Consider the following 19835-nt stretch of genomic DNA (forward strand, 5'->3'; position numbering starts at 1 on the left):
CTGCCAACGCGGCCAGCTTTTACCAGCACCCGTTCACAGTATCTCAACGATATTCCGCCCGTTTTCGTGCGCGTTTCCGCCGAAGATTTCTATATGGCTACCGGCCGCTGCAGCGCCGCTTTGGGCGCGGGCCGCTCGCCAATCTGCTGGCGCCACATGGCGTAATACAGCCCTTTGCGCTCCAGCAGCTCCTCGTGCCGGCCGGCCTCGGCCACGTGGCCGCGCTCCAGCACGAAGATGCGGTCGGCGTGCAGAATGGTGCTGAGGCGGTGGGCAATGAGAATGGTGATGTGCTGGCGGGAGCCCGACAGCTCGCGCACCGTCTGGCTGATTTCCTCCTCCGTGAGCGAGTCCAGAGCGGAGGTGGCTTCGTCGAATACCAGCAGGGTAGGGTGGCGCAACAGGGCCCGGGCAATGCTCAGGCGCTGCTTTTCTCCGCCCGATACTTTCACGCCGCCTTCCCCAATCACGGTATCCAGGCCTTGGGGGGCACGGGCCAGCAGGGAGTCAGCCGCCGCTTGGTGCAGGGCCTGCAGGCACTGCTCGTCGGTGGCTTGCGGAGCCACAAAGCGCAGGTTCTCCCGGATGGTGCCGGCAAACAGCTGGGTATCCTGGGTCACGAAGCCGATTTGCTCCCGCAGCGCGTCGAGGTCCAGCTCCGGGCCGGGAATGTTGTTGTAGAGAATCTGGCCCTGGGCGGGCGGGTACAGGCCCACCAGCAGCTTTACCAGCGTGGTTTTGCCCGAGCCCGAGGGTCCCACGAAAGCTATGGTTTCGCCCAGCTTGGTCTGGAAGGAAATGCCATCCAGGGCCGGGGCGCTGGCCGAAAGGTGCTGAAAATGTACCTCGTCGAAGGCCAGGGTTTCCAGCTTCTGAATGACTTTCGGGTGCTGGGGCTTCACCTCCCGGGGCGTGTTCAGAATCTGCTGGTAGTTGGCCAACGACGCCTCGGTTTCGCGGTACACGTTGATGATGGTACCCATTTCCTGTAGCGGCCCGAAGATGGCGAAGGAGTAGATGAAGAACGAGAAAAACTCCCCTACGGTAATAACCTGCTGCACCACCAGAAACAGCAGCATCAGCAGAATCACGTTGCGCATCAAATTCACGAACGTGCCCTGTACAAACGACAAGGAGCGGAGGTAGCGCACTTTCTTCAACTCCAGTTTCAGGATCTTATCGGTGGTGGAGTTCAGCCGCTCGGTTTCCTGCTGGGCCAGGCCCAGGCTTTTGATCAGCTCGATGTTGCGCAAGCTCTCGGTGGTGGAGCCGGCCAGGGCAGTGGTTTCGGCCACAATGGTCTTCTGAATCACCTTGATGCGCTTGCTCAGAAACAAGCTCAACGAGCCCAGCAGCGGAATCGTGAGGAAGTACACCACCGCAATGGGCCAGTACACGCTGATGGCGTACCACGTGACGAACACGATGCCCACCACCGAAATAAACAGCACGTTTACGAAGCTCTGAATCAGCTTCTCCACGTCGGTGCGCACTTTCTGAAGCTTGCCCAGGGTTTCGCCGGAGCGCTGGTCCTCAAACACCTGGTAGGGCAGATCCAGGGAGTGCCGCAGCCCGTCGGAGTACAGCTGCGCGCCCAGGCGCTGGGTGATGACGTTGACGTAGTAATCCTGGAAGTTCTTGGCAATGCGCGACACCATGGCCACGCCCATGGCCTGCAGAATCAGCAGGCCCGCCCCACTCTGCAGAAACGACCAGAACCCGTCGTGAAAGGCCGTGGAGCCGGCTTTCACCACGTGCCGGTCGATGATCTGCCGGAAGATGTACGGGTCGAGCAGGGAAAAAATTTGGTTAATGGCGGCCAGCAGCAAGGCCAGCGCCAAAAGCCCCCAGTAGTTGCGGAGGTAAGCGTACAGTAGTTTCATGCGGGAAGGGTAGGGGCCGGTACGGGCCTGGTTAGATACCGAGAGCCCGCCGAATAGTTTTCGGGGCCCGGCAAGGTAGGGGCCAAAGTGTCAGGATTTCAAGATTAGAACGTCATGTTGAGCGCCGCCGAAGCATCTTGCTAGTGTGGTAAACGCAACGAAGCGGTAGAGATGCTTCGGCTGCGCTCAGCATGACAGTTGCGTTAGCAACGTCAGCACGCGAGATGCTTCGCTGCGCTCTGCGTGACGTTCTACGGAAGCGGTAGAGATGCTTCGACTGTGCTCCGCTTCGCTCAGCATGACGCCTAAAATACTGGCTTACCCCAACCCGCCGGCCGGCCCGCCGGGAACCCCAGCGGCCCTACCGTAGTACACCCACTAAGTGAAAACGGCGGCTGCCCCGCGTTGGCAGCCCCCCAAACGTGCTCCTTTATGCAGAAACACACCTATAACCTGGGCCTGATCGGCAACTGTGCTTTCCTGGGCTTGATTGATACCGACACCGCCGTGCGCTGGCTCTGCTGGCCCCGCTTCGACAGCTCCTTCGTCTTTGGCTCCCTGCTCGACGACGACAAGGGCGGCGAGTTCAGCATCAAGCCCGCCACCGGCACCTGGGAGTCGCGGCAGTGCTACCGCACCAATACCAACGTGCTCTGCACCGAAATCACCACCGCCGACGGCCGCTACCGCGTCACGGACTTTGCCCCGCGCTTTTCCCAGTACGAGCGGTACTACAAGCCCCTCATGTTTATCCGCAAGGTAGAGCCCCTGGAAGGCTCACCTCGCGTGCGGGTGGCCTGCCGGCCCGTGGGCCAGTACGGGCAGCTGGCGCTCAACCGCCGCCGCAGCTCCAATCACATTGCCTTCCTGGGCCTGGAGGAGGAAATCCGCCTCACCACCAACATCCCGCTCACCTACGTGCTCGACGAGGAAGACTTTGCCCTCAACGACACCAAGTACCTCGTGCTCACCTACGGCGCGCCCCTGGAAGCCCCCCTGGAAAGCACCGCCGAGCGGTTCCTGCTCAGCACCCTCGACTACTGGCGGCGCTGGGTGAAAAGCACCAGCATCAGCGCCTTCCATCAGGATCAGGTCATTCGCTCGGCCCTGGCCCTCAAAATCCACCAGTACGAAGACACCGGCGCCATCATTGCGGCCAGCACCACCTCCCTGCCCGAGGCTCCCGGCAGTACCCGCAACTGGGATTACCGCTACTGCTGGATGCGCGACACCTACTACATCCTCACGGCCTTCAACAACATCGGCCACTTCGAGGAAATGGAGCGGTACTTCCACTACATCGCCAACATCTCCACCAAGGTCAAGGACAAGTACCAGCCGCTCTACGGCATCAGCGGGGCGTCCGACCTCATTGAGGAAGAGCTGCCCCTGGCCGGCTACCTCGGCAACCAGCCCGTGCGCATCGGCAACGACGCCTACACCCACATCCAGAACGACGTGTACGGCCAGGTACTGGTGGCTTTGCTCCCGCTCTACGTGGACTGCCGCTTCCTCGACCCCGAGCGGCCCAACCCCGAAAAGCTGGTGCTGGAAGCCCTCAACCTCATCGAAACAACCATGGATCAGCCCGATGCTGGCCTCTGGGAGTTCCGCAACCTGGCCCAATACCACTGCTACACCTACCTGTTTCACTGGGCCGGCAGCCACGCCGCCCGCAAAGTGGCTCATTCTATTGGCAACCGCGACATGGAAGCCCGCGCCGAGCGGCTCATCCAGGCGGCCACCGACCGGATTGAGCAGTGTTTCAACCAGGAGCGCGGCGTGTATACCAACGCCATCGGCTCGCCCCACCTCGATGCCAGCACCATGCAGCTCATCCTGATGGGCTACCTCGATCCGGCCTCCGAAAAAGCCGCCCACCACCTCGTAGAGCTGGAAAAGGAGCTGAAAACCCCCGAAGGCCTGTTCTACCGCTACCGCCACGCCGACGACTTTGGCACCCCCGAAACCACCTTCCTCATCTGCTCTTTCTGGTACGTGGAGGCCCTGGCCTGCGTGGGCCGCGTCGACGAAGCCATCCGGGAGTTCGAAAAGCTTACCACCTACACCAACCACCTAGGCTTACTGTCGGAGGACGTAGACGCCAAAACCGGCTCCCAGTGGGGCAATTTCCCCCAGGCCTACAGTCACGTGGGCCTCGTAAACGCCGCCTACCGCATTGCCCAAAAGCTCAACAAACCCAACTTCCTATAAGAAGCGGCTGGTTGGCGCCCCTAAGGCATCTGTCATCCTGAACGCAGTGAAGGACCTTATCACGTCAGAACAGCAGACGTGATAAGGTCCTTCACTGCGTTCAGGATGACAGATACCGCTCAACTGCTTACCGCATACAGTCAAGATCTTTAACTCGATGAATCACTAGCACAAGTGTCAAGTGCTATTGCGCCTCTGACAAAGCCTTCTGCGCTCTTGACAAAGCCTTCCGCGCCTCTGACAATGTCTTCCGCGCAGTTGACAGAAGCTTCCGCGGCATCGACAAAGTCTTCTGCGCCCTTGACACAGGCCTCCGCGGTATTGACACAGGCTTCCGCGCGACTGACACAAGGCATTGCGGCATTGACAATGCCTAGTGCGCAGCTGACAGCGGCTATTGCACCCTCGACAAAGCGTATAACAAGCACATCAGCCCATAAAACAGGCCCGTAATGCTACATTACGGGCCTGTTTTAGGTAGTGACGTAGGTAAGTGATGAGGCCGCTGCTACAGCAAGCTCCGCAGCAGCTTGCGCACATCCGTCGTGGAGGCCACGCTGAAGCGCGCCAGGGAGCGGGGTGTGCTGCCCACCTTCACCGTGTACGCCTCTGGGGGCATGGCCCGGAACGTGTCTTCATCCGTCCGGTCGTCGCCGATGGCCAGGGTGAAGCCGGGCTGGTAAGTAGCCAGCCACCGGGCCGCCGCCGAGCCCTTGTTGATGCCCGCCGTTTTGATTTCAATCACCTTGTTGCCCTCCATCACCTGCAGGTCGCTGTTGGAGGTCATGAAAGTGAGGTGGTTGAGCAGGTCGCGGGCGCGCATGGCTCCCAACTCAGCGTCGGCGCGGCGGTAGTGCCACACCAGCGAGTATTCCTTATCCTCAATGAAGGAACCGGCCGTACGCGCCACGTATAGCTCCAGAATGGGCCTAATATCGCGCATCCACTCGTTGTTTAGGGTCTGAAACAGCTGCCACTCCTCGCCGGCCGGCCGCAGCCACACGCCATGCTCGGCAATAAAGTCGATGGGCAGATGCCCCAGCCAAGCCTCCAAGGTGTGCCGGTCGCGCCCACTGATAATCACCACTCGGTTCTGCGGAATATCGGCCAGGGCCTGTAGCAGCAGGCGCAGCTCCTGGTCGGGTTGGGCGCGCTGAGGGTTCGTATTGAAGGGGGCCAGCGTCCCGTCGTAGTCGAGCAGCAAGAGGCGCTGCTGGGCATCCTGGTAGTGGACCCGCAATTGTTGCAGCACGGCTGGGGTCAGCATTTCGGTGGCTAGCGTGTGCTGTTTGATTTTAGTGTACGCCAGCCGATCCATGAACAGCTTAGCCCAGGCAAACACATTGTACTGGCTTACCAACGCCTGCATAGCCCCCATGCGCAGCTGCTGCTCGTCCTCGGGCATCACCAGGGCATCGTGCATGGCCTCGGCTAGCTGCCCGGTATCCGTCGGGTTGATGATGAGGGCATCCGACAGCTCCCGGGCCGCCCCGGCCCGTTCGCTCAGGATTAACACCCCGTGCCCGTCGGCCTTGCTGGCCACAAATTCCTTGGCTACCAGGTTCATGCCGTCGCGCATGGGCGTCACCAGCGCCACCTCCGCCAGGCGGTAGAGCGAGGCCAGCTCCTCCAGCGGAAAGGAGCGGTAGAAGTAGTGAATGGGCGTCCAGCCAATGGTGCGGTACTGGGCGTTGATGCGCCCCACCAGCTCATCGATTTCCTCCTTGAGGGCCGCATACTGGGCCACCTGGTCGCGGGAGGGCACCACCACCATAATCAAACTCACCTGCTCGCGCCACTCCGGGTAGCGCTGAATCAAGAGCTCAAAGGCCCGCAGGCGCTGGGCAATGCCCTTGGAGTAGTCGAGCCGGTCGATGCTCAGAATCACGCGCACCTCGCGCAGCGCCTCCCGGTACACCGCCTCGTGCTGCACCGCCGCCGCCGAGGCCGCCGCCTGCACGTACCGCTCGTAGTCGATGCCCATCGGAAAGGCATCCACCAGCACCGTGCGGGCGCCGGTTTCAATCTGCCCGTTCTGGGAGGAAAACCCCAGCAGCTGCGACACCGCACTCAGGAAGTGGCGCATGTAGCCAAAGGTGTGAAAGCCCAGCAAATCGGCCCCCAGCATGCCTTCCAGCAGCTCCTTGCGCCAGGGCAGCACCCGGATCAGCTCGTAGGACGGGAAGGGAATGTGCAGAAAGAAGCCGATGGTGGCCTCGGGCCGCGCCTGCCGCAGCATTGCCGGCAGCAGCAGCAGCTGGTAGTCGTGCACCCAGATGGTGTCTTCGGGCCCGGCCAACGCCAGCACCGCCTGGCAGAATTTCTCGTTCACGGCCACGTAGGCTTCCCAGTGGCTCTGCTCGTAGGTGGCGTACTGCGAGAAGTAGTGGAAAGTAGGCCAGAGCGTGGAGTTGCTGAAGCCCTCGTAGAAGTCCCGGATTTCGGGCTCCGTCAGAAACACGGGCACCATGCTGTCGTCGCGCAGCTGCTCGCGCACGTACTCTTCTTCACTGGCATCCTCCACGAACAGTCCCGGCCAGCCTACCCATACGTTACCCTGCTGGCGGTAAATAGAGCCCAGGCCGGTAGCCAGGCCGCCTTCGCTGGGTTGAAAGGTGAGGCTTTCCTCGGTGCGCAGAACTTTGGTGGGGAGTCGGTTGGAGACAATAATCGTTCGGGACATACGCCGTGACGGGATGGTGGACCCCTAGACGTACGCGAGAAAATGTCAAATAGCCAATATTTTCTTCCTGACCTTCTGCCAACGGGCACGTAAGGTGGACCTTGCGCGTGACCCGACGAGTACCCCGTTTGCCGCAGGGAGTGCCCGCTGCGGAAAATCAAAAGCCCGCCCCGGATTATCCGGGGCGGGCTTTTAGCGAGTAGTCCGTAGGGGAATCGAACCCCTGTTGGTAGAATGAAAATCTACTGTCCTAACCCCTAGACGAACGGACCATATGGGCACTATGGGTGCTGAAGGCGCGTTTGCCAACTCAGCCTGGATAAAAAAACCGCCCTGGTAGGTGCCGGAGCGGTTTTTAAACCAACTATCAAAGCGGAAGGCGAGTAGTCCGTAGGGGAATCGAACCCCTGTTGGTAGAATGAAAATCTACTGTCCTAACCCCTAGACGAACGGACCAGATAATGTGGCCTTTTCCGTTTTGATGGTGCAAAGATAGGAGGCGAAACATTGAGCGCAATACCCCGCACCGAGAAAATTGCTGGGATAAGGGAAAAACAGCTGATTTTCAGCCTGGAATTTTTTCTTGAGGCCGACCTGACTGGAGTTTGCCGCCCGGAAAACGAAGGTACTTGGGCTAGGCCGGCGAATTTTCGCGGTTGATAATGCGCTCCGGCAGGAAATGATTTGGCGATGTTACCCCGGCCCTGTACCTTCGCTCCGCGTTTGCACCAGGCCCCGCGTGGGGGCCGTTAACCCCATTCCTTTTATACCATGGCAAAAATCAAAGTCGCCATCAACGGCTTCGGCCGCATCGGCCGCCTGACGTTCAAGTCGTTGCTGGGCCGCGACAACGTAGAAGTGGTGGCCATCAATGACCTGACCGACAACAAGACGCTGGCGCACCTGCTGAAGTACGATTCCGTACACGGCCGTTTCGATGGCACCGTGGCCTACGACGAGGAAAGCCTGACCGTAAACGGCCAGCGCATTCATGCCCTGGCTGAGCGTGACCCCAAGCTGTTGCCCTGGGGCGACATGGGCATCGACGTGGTACTGGAATCGACCGGCCGCTTTGTAGATGAAGCTGGTGCTGGTCAGCACATCACCGCTGGCGCCAAGAAAGTGGTGATTTCGGCCCCCGCTACCGGCAACATTCCTACGGTAGTACTCGGCGTGAACGAAGACATCCTCACCGGCGACGAAACCATCATCAGCAACGCGAGCTGCACCACCAACTGCCTGGCCCCGATGGCTAAGGTACTGGACGAGGCGTTTGGCATCGAGAAAGGCTACATCACCACGGTGCACGCCTATACTTCTGACCAGAACCTGCAGGACGCGCCCCACAAAGACCTGCGCCGCGCCCGCGCCGCTGCTTACAGTATCATCCCCACCAGCACCGGGGCCGCCAAAGCCGTAGGCTTGGTGCTGCCCACGCTGAAAGGCAAGCTCGATGGGTTGGCCATGCGCGTGCCCGTTCCGGATGGCTCGATGACCGACCTGACCGTGATTCTGAAGCAGGAGGTAACCAAAGACCAGATCAACGCTGCGCTGAAGTCGGCCGCTGAAGGTTCGATGAAAGGCATCATTGAATACACCACCGACCCCATCGTGAGCATCGACATCGTCGGCAACAAGCACAGCTGCATCTTCGACTCGGAGCTGACCTCGGCCAGCGGCACGCTGGCGAAGGTGATTGGCTGGTACGACAACGAAACCGGCTACTCTACCCGCACCGCTGATCTGATTCAGCAGCTGGGTGAGAAAATGAACGGCTAAGCCCTTCGGCTGCCCGTATACGGAAAAGCCCGGCCGATTTCGGTCGGGCTTTTCTGTGCCCGGCCGCGTACCTTGCGCCGCCATTCCCTGTTGAATTCTGCCGGAGTATGCCCGCTGCCCTGCGTATTTGCTTTTTACTTAACCCCACGTCGGGCACCAACCGGCGCCTGGATCTGCCCGCGCTGCTAAGCCAGCACTTGGATGCGAACCTAGTAAGCTACGAGGTGGAGGAAACGCAGTATGCCGGCCACGCCGTAGAGCTGGCCCGCGCGGCCGCGGCCCGGGGCTGCCGGGTGGTGGTAGCGGTGGGCGGCGACGGCACCGTAAATGAAGTAGCGCGGGGGCTGCTAGGCACACAGGCTGCGCTGGGCATTTTGCCACGCGGCTCCGGCAATGGGCTGGCCCGCCACCTCAAGGTGCCTATGGAAATAGTTGCGGCCATCAAGCACCTAAACCAGCCTACGTTTCAGCGCATCGACGTAGGCAGCATCAACGGCCGGGAATTTTTCTGCACCGCGGGCCTGGGGTTTGACGCGCACGTGAGCAAATGCTTTGCTGAGGCCGGCACGCGCGGGCTGGCCACCTATGCCCAGGTAGCCCTACGCGAGTACCGCCGCTTCCGGCCCGTGCCCATCACCGTAGCGCTGGCCGATACCACGCTGGAAACGGACTGCTACGTGCTGGCCTTTGCCAACGCCGCCCAGTACGGCAACAACGCCTACATTGCGCCCCGCGCCGACATTCAGGATGGTCTGCTGGATTTGTGTTTGATTGATTCCATGTCGGTGGTGCGGGCGGTGCGGGTGGCTTTGTCCCTGGCCCTTGGCGACCTGCCCGAATCCGGGGCAGCGGTGTTTCACACGGCCCGGCAGGTGCAGGTAGAGGCCGCCAGGCCGCTGGGCTTCCACGTCGATGGCGACTACGTGGGCACCAGTACCCACTTCAGCGTGGAGCTCCATCCACTTGCTCTGGAAGTAGCCGTATAGTGGGACGTTACTGATTTAGCGAATGAGTGAGTAGCTCAGAGAGTCGGCAATGCTGTTTCTTTGCTAGCTGAATAGCGCCTACGCGCTAAACTACCAACGCACTACCGTATGAAAGCCGATAAAAAGCACCGCGAGGGGGTCGTGTACTCCACCAACCCCGATTTTGAGTACCAGCACGACGGGGCGGAGGAAACGGCCACGCTGCCGCCCCAACAGCAAAACTTGCGCGTACAGCTTGATAAGAAGTCCCGGGGCGGCAAGCAGGTAACCCTCGTTACCGGCTTCGTGGGCCAGGATGCCGACCTGCAAATCCTGGGCAAGCTGCTCAAAACCAAGTGCGCCGTGGGCGGCAATGCCAAAGACGGCGAAATCATCATCCAGGGCGACTTTCGCGACAAAGTGCTGGCCGTGCTGCTAGCCGCCGGCTACAAAGCCAAGAAAGCGGGGGGCTAAGCCAGGCACAAGGGAAAGGCAGTTGCCGCGCACGGAGGCGGCGTACCCATCGGGTAGCCGTACGTATGTGAGTAACCTTTCCTCGGCCTTGTCCTTCACCATTGCTTCTTTCCTATGCCCGCTTCCGCCCCCACAACCCTCCATGCCCTGGCCGAACACGGCGTGATTGAAGCGGTGCTATGGCTGAAGCTGAGCGTGGAAACCATTGGCGCGGTTATTATCGCGCTGGGTATTTTTGGCGCGGGCTGGCTCTTCCTGAAGGCCTTGCTGCGCCGGCAGACGGCCGATTTTACGGCCATCCGCCTTACCCTGGCCCGCTATCTGGCCTTGGCCCTGGAGTTTCAGCTGGGGGCCGATATTCTCTCCACGGCTATAGCGCCCAGCTGGGAGCAAATTGGCAAGCTCGGGGCCATTGCCGTCATTCGGACGGCGCTCAACTTCTTTCTGTCCAGGGAGATGAAGGAGGAAAAGCTCGATTCCGCCGAGCAGCACGTAACGGCCAAAGCAGCGGGAGCCAGCCCGCCACCAGGCGCAGAGGGCTAAAGCAGCTTAGCCTGCAACAGAAAGTCCCGGGCCCTGACGACATCCTCGGGCGTATCGATGCCCAGCGTGGCCTCCGCGGTTTCGGCCGTACGGATGCGGTAGCCGTGCTCCAGCCAGCGCAGCTGCTCCAGGCTTTCGGCCAGCTCCAGGGCCGAGGGCTGCAATTGAGTAAGCGCCTGCAGTACGGCCGGCCGGTAAGCGTAGAGGCCAATGTGGCGCAGGTAGCGGTGATGCTCCAGCCACTCCCAGGTAGGATGCTGGCGCTGGTAGGGCAGGGGGTGGCGGCTAAAGTACAGGGCCTCCTGCTGCTCGTTGAGCACCACTTTGGGCAGGTGTGGGCTAAACAGCTCCTCTTCGCTAATGACCGGCTTTACCAGCGTGGCAATCTGCGTATTGGCGTCGTCGAACAAATCCAGCAACGTATTAATCTGGGAGGGCTGAATGAACGGCTCGTCGCCCTGGATGTTCACCACGCAGTCGGCCGAAATGCCTAGCTGCTGGTAGGCGTCCCACACCCGGTCGGTGCCGCTGGGGTGGGTGGGGGAAGTGAGCACCGCCTCGCCGCCGAAGCGAAGCACGTGCTCCAAAATTCGTTCATCATCGGTAGCCACCACCACCCGGCTAAGGCGGGCCTGCCGGGCCTGGCCCACCACGCGCTGAATCATGGACTGGCCTCCTAGGTCAATAAGGGGTTTACCCGGCAGGCGGGTAGAGGCGTAGCGGGCGGGGATAATGCCAATAGCAGAAAGCATAGAAAGAGCGGACAACGGTGTAGCGGGTAAAGGTAGAAGAATACGGCCGCCGAGCGAGGGAAAAGAAGGCTTGAATTCAGCCAAAAAGCCATTTTGCTGGGGAAAAAGTGGTACTTGGGCAGGATAATTTTTTATCTTTCGGCACTAATTATGCAAAGGGGCGCCCGACATCGTTTTGTGTCTGCTTTCCTCGCCTCTGCTTTCCATTGCTTCATGATTCGCTTTAGTTTTTTCCTGGCTGCCTTGCTGTGTGCGGGTGTGCTGGCGGAGGCTGCGCCCGGCCCCGTCGCTCCTCCCGATTCCATCGGAGTAGAATACCGCAACAATACCGCCCTGATCCGGCACCGCGTAGCGCCCGGCGAAACCCTCTATGGCTTGGCAAGGCGGTACAAAGTGCCGGTAGATAACATTGTGGAGGCGAATCCGAAAATTAAAGGTGCGCTGCTCTCGGGGCAGATTGTGCTGGTGCCCCGCACCCGCGTGCTGCTGACCCCGGCCGCCAGCCCCGCTGGCAAAAGCACGGTAACGCCGCGGCCGGCCACAGCCGCCGGGGCCACGGCCGCCGCCCTGGCCTTGCCCCGCGACGCCCGCGGCAACCACATTTACGTGGTGAAGCCCGGCCAAACGCTTTTTGCCATTGCCCAGCGCTTCGGTGTCAGCTCCAACACTCTGCTGAAACAAAATCGGCTAGGCGCCGGGGGCAAAGTGCTGGTGGGCCAGAAGCTCATTATTGTACCAGCCGGGGGCGAAGCACCCGTTGCCAGCAAGCCGGCAGCCCCGACCCGCAAGGCGGCTCCTTCGTCGGTACCGGCGCCCGAGCCTGTAGAGGCCGTGGCCGCTACCACGCCCAAACCTTCGGCACCCCGTCCTGAGCCTGTGCGGGAAACACCGCCTCCAGCTCGGGAGGAGCCCAAACCGGTGGCCCCGCGTGAAACACCCAAGGAAACGGCTAAGGACGATGCGGACGACGACAAGCCAGAGGAAAACCGCGGCCCGGCCCGGGCCAGCGAAGTGGTAAAGCGTGTGACGGAAAGCGGCCTGGCCGCCGTTATTCCCAATGCCAATACCGTGAAATATCTGGCCCTGCACAAAACAGCCCCAGTGGGCAGCATTGTGGAGGTGCGCAACATCATGAACAACGTGTCCGTGTTTGTGCGGGTAATCGGGCCCTTGCCCGATACCGGCGAAAACAGCAACATTCTCATTCGTCTCTCGCCCCGGGCTGTGCAGATGCTGGCCACACCCGATCAGCGCTTCCGGGTAGAAACTTCCTACCTGCCGTAAGAGCGTACAGCAGCTAAATCATGACAAGTGCCAGGTAAAAGCAGTTTTATCTGGCACTTGCTCTTTTAACCTTGGCTTCCTTCACCTGAACACCGCCATCCATGAACCGCAACCAGGTGCTTGAGCTGCTGGAGGAGCAATACCAGCGTTACGATCAGCCCGCCTTCATTGGTCCCGACCCCATCAGCATTCCGCATAGCTTCCGGGAGCGGGCCGATATTGAAATCAGCGGGCTGTTTGCGGCCCTGCTGGCCTGGGGGCAGCGCCCCACCATCATCAGCAAGTGCCGGGAGCTGATGCGCCGCATGGACGATGCCCCCCACCAGTTTGTCCTGCACCATTCCGACGACGACCTCCGGAAGCTGTTGGGTTTCTGCCACCGCACGTTCTGCGACACCGACCTGCTGTACTTCGTGCACTGGCTCCGCTGGTACTACCGCCAGCACAACTCCCTGGAGGACGCCTTTTTGCAGGGTAGCACGCAGAAAGAGCGGCTCGAGAATTTTCACTCGCTGTTTTTCTCCCTGGATGACGCTCCCCAGCGCACCCGCAAGCACGTGGCTACTCCAGCCCGTGGCTCGGCCTGCAAGCGCGTGAATATGTACCTGCGCTGGATGGTCCGCCCGGATCAGAACGGCGTCGACTTCGGCCTCTGGACGCGGATGCAGCCCACCGACCTGATCTGCCCCATCGATGTGCACGTGGAGCGTGTGGCCCGTGGTTTGGGCTTGCTCCAGCGCCCCCAGGTTGACTGGCAGGCGGCCGAAGAGCTAACGGCCAACCTCCGGCAGTTTGATGTCCAGGACCCCGTGAAGTATGACTTTGCCTTGTTCGGGCTGGGCGTGGCGGGGGAGCGGTAGCATATGCGTTAGCCTGTCCAAAGCTCGGATGATGTGCGGAATGCGCCATTGAAATGACTTCCGGTTAGCTACTTTGCCGGGAGCCTTGGCCTCCCTTTGCTGCATTTTTTACATTTTATTCATTAACTACATTCTGCACATTAAAGAATGTGAATCTTTCCCCGCCTGAATGCTGTTTACTTTCGCATCCTCTTCCGATTCCCGCTTACTTCGTTTCGCCTTTCTGATTTGATTCTTCCCAACAACTTCGAGCAAAAAATTGGCTTCACGCAGCTGCGTGAAATGCTGGACGGCCTCTGCCTAAGCACCCTGGGCCGCCAGTTTGTGGCCAAGATGAGCTTTCAGACCAATGCCGAGCAGCTCCAGAAGCTGCTGCTGCAAACCGACGAGTTTCGGCAGCTGCTCAACAGTGGGGCCGACTTCCCTAGCGCCCACTACCACGATGTAAACCCGCATCTGGTGCGGGCCGCTTTGCCGGGTGCTTATTTGGATGTACCGGCCTTTTTTGCCGTGAAGATGAGCCTGCGCACCATTCGGGAAGCGCTGGTTTTCTTCACCCACGCCGAGGAAGGTCTCTACCCCACGCTGCGCCTGCTGGGCATTGGCGTGCAGGTGGACCGCAACCTGCTAGCATCTTTGGACAAAGTGGTGGATGATGAAGGGCAGGTGCGCGACGATGCCTCCCCGCTGCTGCGCCAGATCCGTCAGGAACTCATCAACCGTCAGGGTATGCTGCGCAAGCAGATTGCCGGCATCCTGCGCCACGCCCGCCAGGAAGGCTGGGTGCCCGAGGGCTCCGAGCCCACCATTCGGGGCGGCCGCTTGGTGCTGCCCGTCATTGCCGAGCACAAGCGCCGCGTAAAGGGCCTGATCCACGACGAATCGGCTTCGGGCCAGACGGTGTTTATCGAGCCGGAAGCCGTATTTGAGCTGAACAACGACATCAAGGACCTTGAAAATGCCTACCAGCGCGAGTTGGTGCGCATTCTCACGGCCCTCACCGACCAGCTGCGCCCCCACATTCCGGATTTGCGCAAGGCCTACCAGTACTTGGGCCTGCTCGACTTCATTCGGGCCAAGGCCCGGCTGGCCCGCGAGCTGGAAGCCACCCTTCCCGCACTCAGCGCCCGGCCGCTGGCGCACTGGAAGCAGGTGCGGCACCCGCTGCTGTTCCTGACGTTTAAGGAGCAACCGAAAGAAACGCGCCGCGTGGTGGTACCCCTCGATATCGAGCTCAACCCCGAGCAGCGCATTTTGCTGATTTCGGGGCCGAATGCCGGCGGTAAGTCGGTGGCTATGAAGACGGTGGGCCTGGTGCAGTACATGCTGCAGTGCGGCCTGCTGATTCCGGCCGGCGAAACCTCCGAAGCGGGGATGTTCGATGATATTTTCCTGGATATCGGCGACGAGCAAAGCCTGGAAAACGATCTGAGCACGTACTCTTCGCACCTGCTCAGCATGAAGCAGTTCGTAACCTTGGCCGGCAAGCGCAGCCTGGTGCTGATTGACGAGTTTGGCACGGGCACCGAGCCCGCTCTGGGTGGGGCCATTGCCGAAGCCGTGCTGGAGCAGCTCAACCGCGCCCGGGCGTTTGGCGTCATTACCACCCACTATACCAACCTGAAAAACTACGCCGAGCGTACGCCCGGCATCGTGAACGGGGGCATGCGCTACGACCCCGAGCAGCTGCAGCCACTCTACCGCCTCGAAATCGGAAAGCCGGGCTCCTCGTTTGCTATCGAAATTGCCCGCAAAATCGGCTTGCCCAAGCAGCTGGTAGAGCGTGCGTCGCAGTTGGTAGGCAAGGATAAAATCCGCTATGACCGGCTGCTGGAAGGCTTGGAGAAAGAGAAAACGGAGCTGGAACAGCGCACTGCCGAAGCCGCCAAGGCCGAGCGCCGCCTGAAGAAAGCTGCCCAGGAATACCAGGACCTGAAGCGCTACCTCGACGAAACGACCCTGGACGTGCTGCGCGAGGCCAAGCAAAAGGCTAAGCTTCTGCTCAAGGACACCAACCAGCAGATCGAAAGCACCATTGCCGATATCCGCCGCTCCCAGGCGGGCAAGGAGGAAACCAAGCAGGCCCGGGAGAAGCTCGACACCTTTGTGCGCGAAAAGCTGCAGATAGAGCCGCCCAAGCCCCGCCCCACCCGCGAGCTGGCCGAAGCTGGTACCCTTAAGCCCGGCGACAAAGTGGCCCTGATTGGGCAGGAAGGCCACGGCGAGCTGATGAGCGTAAAAGGCAAAACCGCCGAGGTGTCCTTCGGGGGCATGAAGACGCTGGTGAAAGTCAACCAGCTTGAAAAGCTCAGCCGCTCCGAAATTCGGGAGCGGGAAAAGGAAGCCAGCCGCAAGGCTCCGGCCCAGTATGCCGGCCTGGGCCTCGATATCACGGGGCGCATGTCGGGCTTCAACACCATCCTGGACTTGCGCGGGGAGCGGGCCGAGGATGCCCTCACCAAGGTCATGGCCTACGTAGACGACGCCGTGATGCTGGGCATTTCCGAAATCAAGATCCTGCACGGCCGCGGCAACGGCGTCCTGCGTCAGATCGTGCGCGACTACCTGCGCAGCCAGCGCACCGTAGCCAGCGTAGCCGACGAGCACGCCGACCGCGGTGGCGACGGCGCGACGGTAGCGGTGCTGAAGTAGCATTTGCTTTTAGCTGATGGCTATTAGCTGTTAGCGGCTGCACCACTCCAAAATAGTAAGAGCGGCTCCCGGAAGGAAGCCGCTCTTGTCTTATGCCCGAAGCTATTAGCTAACAGCCATCAGCTAAAAAATGCCTTACTGCACTACCACGCGGCTTACCTGCGTAGCCTCGGGCGTTACCACCTGCACCAGGTAGAGGCCGGGGCGCAAGCCCGTGGCGTCCACCGTCAGGTCCTGGCCGGCAGCCAGAGGCTTGGTCAAGGTCAGCACTTCGCGGCCGGTGGCGTCGCGCAGAGTGATGGTGGCGGTGCGGGCTTTCGACTGCGTCAGCTTCAGGCTGAAGGCGCCCCGGGCGGGGTTGGGGTACACCTGCAGGCCCTGCTGCTGAAGCTTGCCGGCGCGGGTGCCCGTTACGACAAAATCACACAAGGCAACTTTGGTGGTCTGGCCGGCCATACGAGCGGCAAACTCCTGGTAGTACTGGTTCGTAATGAGGTTGTCGTGGATGACGAGCGTATTTTCGTCGTTGCCGTTGGCGGCCGAGTTACTCCAGTTGTGCGAGCCTACCCAGGTAGTCGGATCGGAGTCGGGGGCACCGGCGTCCACGAGTACGTACTTGTGGTGGAAGATGCCTTGCTGAGTTTGGGAGTATACCTGAGCCCGGTCGCCGAGCAGAGCCGTAAGAGCGGCAAACTGGTCGGGGCCGTCGGTATTATTGTCCACCAGCACTTCCGTGCAGTCCTTGATGCCGTTGGCTTCCACCCGCTCCCGAATGGCATTCACCAGGTCGGAGCGCGTGATGAGCATGGTGCCTACGTGCAGGTCGTGGTCGGCGGTGCCGATGGTTTCGAGCAGGCGCGTATTTACGTTATCGGAGGGGCTGAAGTACTGCTCAACCTGGCGGCCGCCAATGAGGAAGTGATGGGGCGTATTGTCCTGCTTATCGGGGCCGAACTTGCCGGCGCCGGGCTTGTCGGTGCTGGAACCGAACATTTCCTCGAACTCAATCTGGTAGGTACGGGCCAGAGTCTGGTCCTGCACAATCACGGCGGAGTTGGGGTCGGTGTTCATCTGGCCGCCGGTCAGGTTCATCGAGCCCGTCCACACAATAGCCTTGTTGGGGTTTTCGTCCTCGGCGTCGAAGATCAGAAACTTGTTGTGCATGATGTTGCGGGCCGTATTGCGGCCCAGCTTGCCAATACCCGCGTTCAGCGCCAGAATACCTTCGGGGGCGGCGCCGCTTTCCGTGTTGTACACCACGCGCACCCGCACACCCCGGGCAAACGCCGCGTTCAGCGCCTCCGGAATGTTCTTGATGCCGGTCATATTGAAGCTATAGGCCGCCACGTCGATGGTTTTGCGGGCCCGCTCAATGTACTTGATCAGCGTATCGTCGTTGGCCAAGAGAAGCTGCTTAGCAGCATTGTTCGGCAGAGCCTTGGTTACGTCCACGGAGCGGTTGAAGTAAACCTTGATGTCGCCGGTGGAGTTCGAAACCGTGGCCATGGGCACGATGCTCGACGTGGTAGTACCTACGGCATTGGTGGAAGAAACGCGCACGTAGTAGATACGGCCGGCTTCCAGATCGGTGAGGGTGGTGCTGTGGGTGGTGGTAGCCGTGGTGGTTTCTACTTGCTTGCCCAAGGTAGGCGTCAGACCGTATTCTACCTTGGTAGAGCCGGGGTTTTCGGTGGAGAAAACCACCGTGAAGCCCGTTTTGGTGAGGCTCGTAGCCATGGGCTGGGCCGTGAGGTTAGGCGTGCCGCCCAGGCGGAAGTCGGCGTAGAGGCGCGGCAGCAGCTGGTAGCCGCCCGAGCCCGACGACGTAAACTGGCTCATGATGCCGATGACATCGAACTGCCCGGCCGGTGCGGGCTTGCCCACAATGCCGGTGGTGCCAGTAGACGCGTTGTTGACGCGGAAGGCCAGGTTGCTCTGGCCGTTGAGGCGGTAGTTGGTGTTGCCGCCGAAGGTGGCAAACGTGGCTCCGGCCAGGGTCTGCACGCTGCTGTTACCATCAATGCGCACCAGCCGCGACTCGTAGGCCTCGGCAAATACGGTGGCGGCCTGCGCGGCCGATACCGTAACGGGCGTTACGGTTTTGCCCGAAGCCAGCTTCTCAACCTTGGTTACCGGGTCCATTTCCAGCAGGCCGTTGTAGTCCTTCAGCGTACCGGTAATTTCAATACTGTCGCCGGGAACCAGGGTGTTGAAGCCCGCGGCCGAGGCCGAATACGCGGCCAGGCCGGCTTGTTTGTCCTGGAGGTAGCGAATGACGCCCAGCTCCGGTCCGTTGGTCACAATGCCGCGTACGGTCACGGTTTTGCCGACGCCGCCCGCGCGGGCTTCAGCAATGGTACTTACGCTTTGTGCCAGCAGGGGCTGCGAGGCCAGCCCGCCGCACAAGAGCGCCAGAAGAGTAAATTTTTTCATGAAAGGAGGAAATGAGTGCAGAAGAACCCGGACAGAAAATCAGGCTTCAAATATCCACACTTTCCAGTAAACTCCCGTCAGGCTGAACGCTTTGCCCGGTAAAGATTTTGTTATATTCTATTTCAGCCCGCCAGGCGCCGGGCACGGCAATGAGCCCGAACAAGGTGAATATTCGGGGGGGTGAATACAATTGCGGTCGGGTTGTGAGGGTTGTTCTGCTGCCCGCAGCACCTACAGAATGTTCACCTCCGGATGCAGTTCCACGCCGAACTTCTCGCGCACGGAGGCAATGATTTCAAATGCCAGGTTGCGGATATCCTCGCCCTGCGCCCCGCCGTGGTTCACCAGCACCAGCGCCTGCCGGTCGTGCACGCCGTGGGCACCCAGGCGGCGGCCTTTCCAGCCACACTGCTCAATCAGCCAGGCGGCGGGCACCTTCACACCGCCGGGCAAGGGGTAGCCGGGCAGGTCGGCGTACTGGGCTTTGAGCTCGTCATATTTCTGCTGGGAAAGCTCGGGGTTTTTGAAAAACGAGCCGGCGTTGCCAATTTCGGTTGGGTCGGGGAGCTTGCTGCGGCGGATGCTCACCACGGCCTCGCTCACCTGCCGGGGCGTGGGCTCGGGCCCGATGCCCATGTCGTCGAGGGTAGTGCGGATGGCCCCGTAGCTGACGTTGGCCTGGTGACGGCGACGCAGGCGCAGGACCACCCCCGTCACGATATAGCGGCTTTTCAGCGGCCCTTTGAATACCGACTCCCGGTAGCCGAACCCGCACTCGGCGTGCGAGAAGGTGCGCAGCTGGCCAGTGGCAATTTCCAGCGCTTCCAGGTGGTCGAAGGTGTCTTTCAGCTCGGCCCCGTAGGCGCCGATATTCTGCAGCGGCGCGGCCCCCACCGTGCCCGGAATCAACGACAGGTTTTCGATGCCGCTGAGTTCCTGCTCCAGGGTGTATTGGACCAGGCCGTGCCAGCTTTCCCCGGCTCCGGCCCGCACCAGCGCCGTGTCCTCGTCCTGACTGATGATGTCCAGCCCGTTGATTTCGTTTTTCAGCACCACGCCCTCAAAGTCCCGGGTAAACAGCAGGTTGGAGCCGCCACCCAGCACCAGCTTCTCCGCCTGCTGCACCGCCGGAAGGGCCAGCAGCGCCTGCAGCTCCTCCACCGACCGAAAGCGGGCAAACAGCCGGGCTTTCACTTCAATGCCAAAGGTGTTGAAAGGGCGCAGAGAAACGTTGTGGTCAAGGGTCGGGGCCGGCGTCAGCATCGGGCGGAGAGAATGGTTTCCGGCAAAGGTAAGGGGTTGCGGCCGGCTCC

General features: G+C 60.8%; 13 protein-coding genes and 2 tRNA genes. 8 read left to right on the top strand and 7 right to left on the bottom strand.

Annotated features, from left to right (window positions below; all coding sequences use genetic code 11):
* Nucleotides 1–89: 89 nt before the first annotated feature.
* Entirely contained in the window at nucleotides 90–1883 is a 1794-nt protein-coding gene (locus FY528_RS01695; RefSeq protein ID WP_149069250.1) for an ABC transporter ATP-binding protein, read from the bottom strand.
* A gap of 432 nt (nucleotides 1884–2315) precedes the next feature.
* On the opposite strand from FY528_RS01695, the gene FY528_RS01700 reads away from it, so the two are divergent.
* Complete coding sequence (locus FY528_RS01700; protein ID WP_149069251.1) at nucleotides 2316–4097, top strand: glycoside hydrolase family 15 protein; 1782 nt, start codon at nucleotides 2316–2318, stop codon at nucleotides 4095–4097.
* A 508-nt stretch (nucleotides 4098–4605) separates the two neighbouring features.
* Here the strand turns inward: FY528_RS01700 and FY528_RS01705 are convergent.
* From FY528_RS01705 to FY528_RS01715, 3 genes are all read right to left on the bottom strand, one after another.
* Complete coding sequence (locus FY528_RS01705; RefSeq protein ID WP_149069252.1) at nucleotides 4606–6780, bottom strand: bifunctional alpha,alpha-trehalose-phosphate synthase (UDP-forming)/trehalose-phosphatase; 2175 nt, start codon at nucleotides 6778–6780, stop codon at nucleotides 4606–4608.
* 200 nt (nucleotides 6781–6980) lie between these two features.
* Nucleotides 6981–7052: transfer RNA gene (locus tag FY528_RS01710), tRNA-Glu, on the bottom strand.
* Nucleotides 7053–7164: 112 nt separating this feature from the next.
* Nucleotides 7165–7236 (bottom strand) — tRNA-Glu (locus tag FY528_RS01715).
* Nucleotides 7237–7551: 315 nt separating this feature from the next.
* Between FY528_RS01715 and gap the strand changes: the two genes are divergently transcribed.
* The 4 genes from gap (at nucleotide 7552) to FY528_RS01735 (ending at nucleotide 10541) form a co-directional block, all read left to right on the top strand.
* Complete coding sequence (gene gap / locus FY528_RS01720; RefSeq protein ID WP_149069253.1) at nucleotides 7552–8559, top strand: type I glyceraldehyde-3-phosphate dehydrogenase; 1008 nt, start codon at nucleotides 7552–7554, stop codon at nucleotides 8557–8559.
* 107 nt (nucleotides 8560–8666) lie between these two features.
* Nucleotides 8667–9545 (top strand): diacylglycerol/lipid kinase family protein, encoded by an 879-nt coding sequence (locus FY528_RS01725; protein ID WP_149069254.1) that lies wholly within the window; start codon nucleotides 8667–8669, stop codon nucleotides 9543–9545.
* Nucleotides 9546–9653: 108 nt separating this feature from the next.
* Nucleotides 9654–9998: a translation initiation factor gene (locus FY528_RS01730; RefSeq protein ID WP_149069255.1), complete on the top strand. Its 345-nt coding sequence runs from the start codon at nucleotides 9654–9656 to the stop codon at nucleotides 9996–9998.
* Between the two features lie 114 nt (nucleotides 9999–10112).
* Nucleotides 10113–10541, top strand: coding sequence for a DUF1622 domain-containing protein (locus FY528_RS01735; protein WP_149069256.1), 429 nt, complete (start codon nucleotides 10113–10115; stop codon nucleotides 10539–10541).
* Here FY528_RS01735 and kdsB read toward each other — a convergent pair.
* Nucleotides 10538–11293: a 3-deoxy-manno-octulosonate cytidylyltransferase gene (gene kdsB, locus FY528_RS01740; RefSeq protein WP_149069257.1), complete on the bottom strand. Its 756-nt coding sequence runs from the start codon at nucleotides 11291–11293 to the stop codon at nucleotides 10538–10540. The two genes, FY528_RS01735 and kdsB, sit on opposite strands and share 4 nt — an antisense overlap.
* A gap of 213 nt (nucleotides 11294–11506) precedes the next feature.
* Here kdsB and FY528_RS01745 point away from each other — a divergent pair, with 213 nt between their 5' ends.
* The 3 genes from FY528_RS01745 to FY528_RS01755 all read left to right on the top strand — a co-directional run bounded on the left by FY528_RS01745 (nucleotide 11507) and on the right by FY528_RS01755 (nucleotide 16089).
* Nucleotides 11507–12577 (top strand): LysM peptidoglycan-binding domain-containing protein, encoded by a 1071-nt coding sequence (locus FY528_RS01745; RefSeq protein WP_187631950.1) that lies wholly within the window; start codon nucleotides 11507–11509, stop codon nucleotides 12575–12577.
* 101 nt (nucleotides 12578–12678) lie between these two features.
* On the top strand, nucleotides 12679–13437 hold the full coding sequence (locus FY528_RS01750) for a TIGR02757 family protein (protein ID WP_149069259.1): 759 nt from the start codon (nucleotides 12679–12681) through the stop codon (nucleotides 13435–13437).
* A gap of 228 nt (nucleotides 13438–13665) precedes the next feature.
* Nucleotides 13666–16089, top strand: coding sequence for an endonuclease MutS2 (locus FY528_RS01755; protein WP_149069260.1), 2424 nt, complete (start codon nucleotides 13666–13668; stop codon nucleotides 16087–16089).
* 135 nt (nucleotides 16090–16224) lie between these two features.
* On the opposite strand, the gene FY528_RS01760 is transcribed toward FY528_RS01755, so the two are convergent.
* Both FY528_RS01760 and murB read right to left on the bottom strand, forming a co-directional pair.
* Nucleotides 16225–18522 (bottom strand): phospholipase D-like domain-containing protein, encoded by a 2298-nt coding sequence (locus FY528_RS01760; RefSeq protein ID WP_149069261.1) that lies wholly within the window; start codon nucleotides 18520–18522, stop codon nucleotides 16225–16227.
* 231 nt (nucleotides 18523–18753) lie between these two features.
* Nucleotides 18754–19785, bottom strand: coding sequence for a UDP-N-acetylmuramate dehydrogenase (gene murB, locus FY528_RS01765; RefSeq protein ID WP_187631951.1), 1032 nt, complete (start codon nucleotides 19783–19785; stop codon nucleotides 18754–18756).
* Nucleotides 19786–19835 lie beyond the last annotated feature (50 nt).

The organism is Hymenobacter lutimineralis (assembly GCF_008271285.1).
Classification (GTDB): domain Bacteria; phylum Bacteroidota; class Bacteroidia; order Cytophagales; family Hymenobacteraceae; genus Hymenobacter; species Hymenobacter lutimineralis.

What these genes read in the sequence shown, in the direction of transcription:
- FY528_RS01695 (WP_149069250.1), bottom strand. Translation starts at nt 1,883, where the DNA reads ATGAAACTACTGTACGCTTACCTCCGCAACTACTGGGGGCTTTTGGCG.
- FY528_RS01700 (WP_149069251.1), top strand. Translation starts at nt 2,316, where the DNA reads ATGCAGAAACACACCTATAACCTGGGCCTGATCGGCAACTGTGCTTTC.
- FY528_RS01705 (WP_149069252.1), bottom strand. Translation starts at nt 6,780, where the DNA reads ATGTCCCGAACGATTATTGTCTCCAACCGACTCCCCACCAAAGTTCTG.
- gap (WP_149069253.1), top strand. Translation starts at nt 7,552, where the DNA reads ATGGCAAAAATCAAAGTCGCCATCAACGGCTTCGGCCGCATCGGCCGC.
- FY528_RS01725 (WP_149069254.1), top strand. Translation starts at nt 8,667, where the DNA reads ATGCCCGCTGCCCTGCGTATTTGCTTTTTACTTAACCCCACGTCGGGC.
- FY528_RS01730 (WP_149069255.1), top strand. Translation starts at nt 9,654, where the DNA reads ATGAAAGCCGATAAAAAGCACCGCGAGGGGGTCGTGTACTCCACCAAC.
- FY528_RS01735 (WP_149069256.1), top strand. Translation starts at nt 10,113, where the DNA reads ATGCCCGCTTCCGCCCCCACAACCCTCCATGCCCTGGCCGAACACGGC.
- kdsB (WP_149069257.1), bottom strand. Translation starts at nt 11,293, where the DNA reads ATGCTTTCTGCTATTGGCATTATCCCCGCCCGCTACGCCTCTACCCGC.
- FY528_RS01745 (WP_187631950.1), top strand. Translation starts at nt 11,507, where the DNA reads ATGATTCGCTTTAGTTTTTTCCTGGCTGCCTTGCTGTGTGCGGGTGTG.
- FY528_RS01750 (WP_149069259.1), top strand. Translation starts at nt 12,679, where the DNA reads ATGAACCGCAACCAGGTGCTTGAGCTGCTGGAGGAGCAATACCAGCGT.
- FY528_RS01760 (WP_149069261.1), bottom strand. Translation starts at nt 18,522, where the DNA reads ATGAAAAAATTTACTCTTCTGGCGCTCTTGTGCGGCGGGCTGGCCTCG.
- murB (WP_187631951.1), bottom strand. Translation starts at nt 19,785, where the DNA reads ATGCTGACGCCGGCCCCGACCCTTGACCACAACGTTTCTCTGCGCCCT.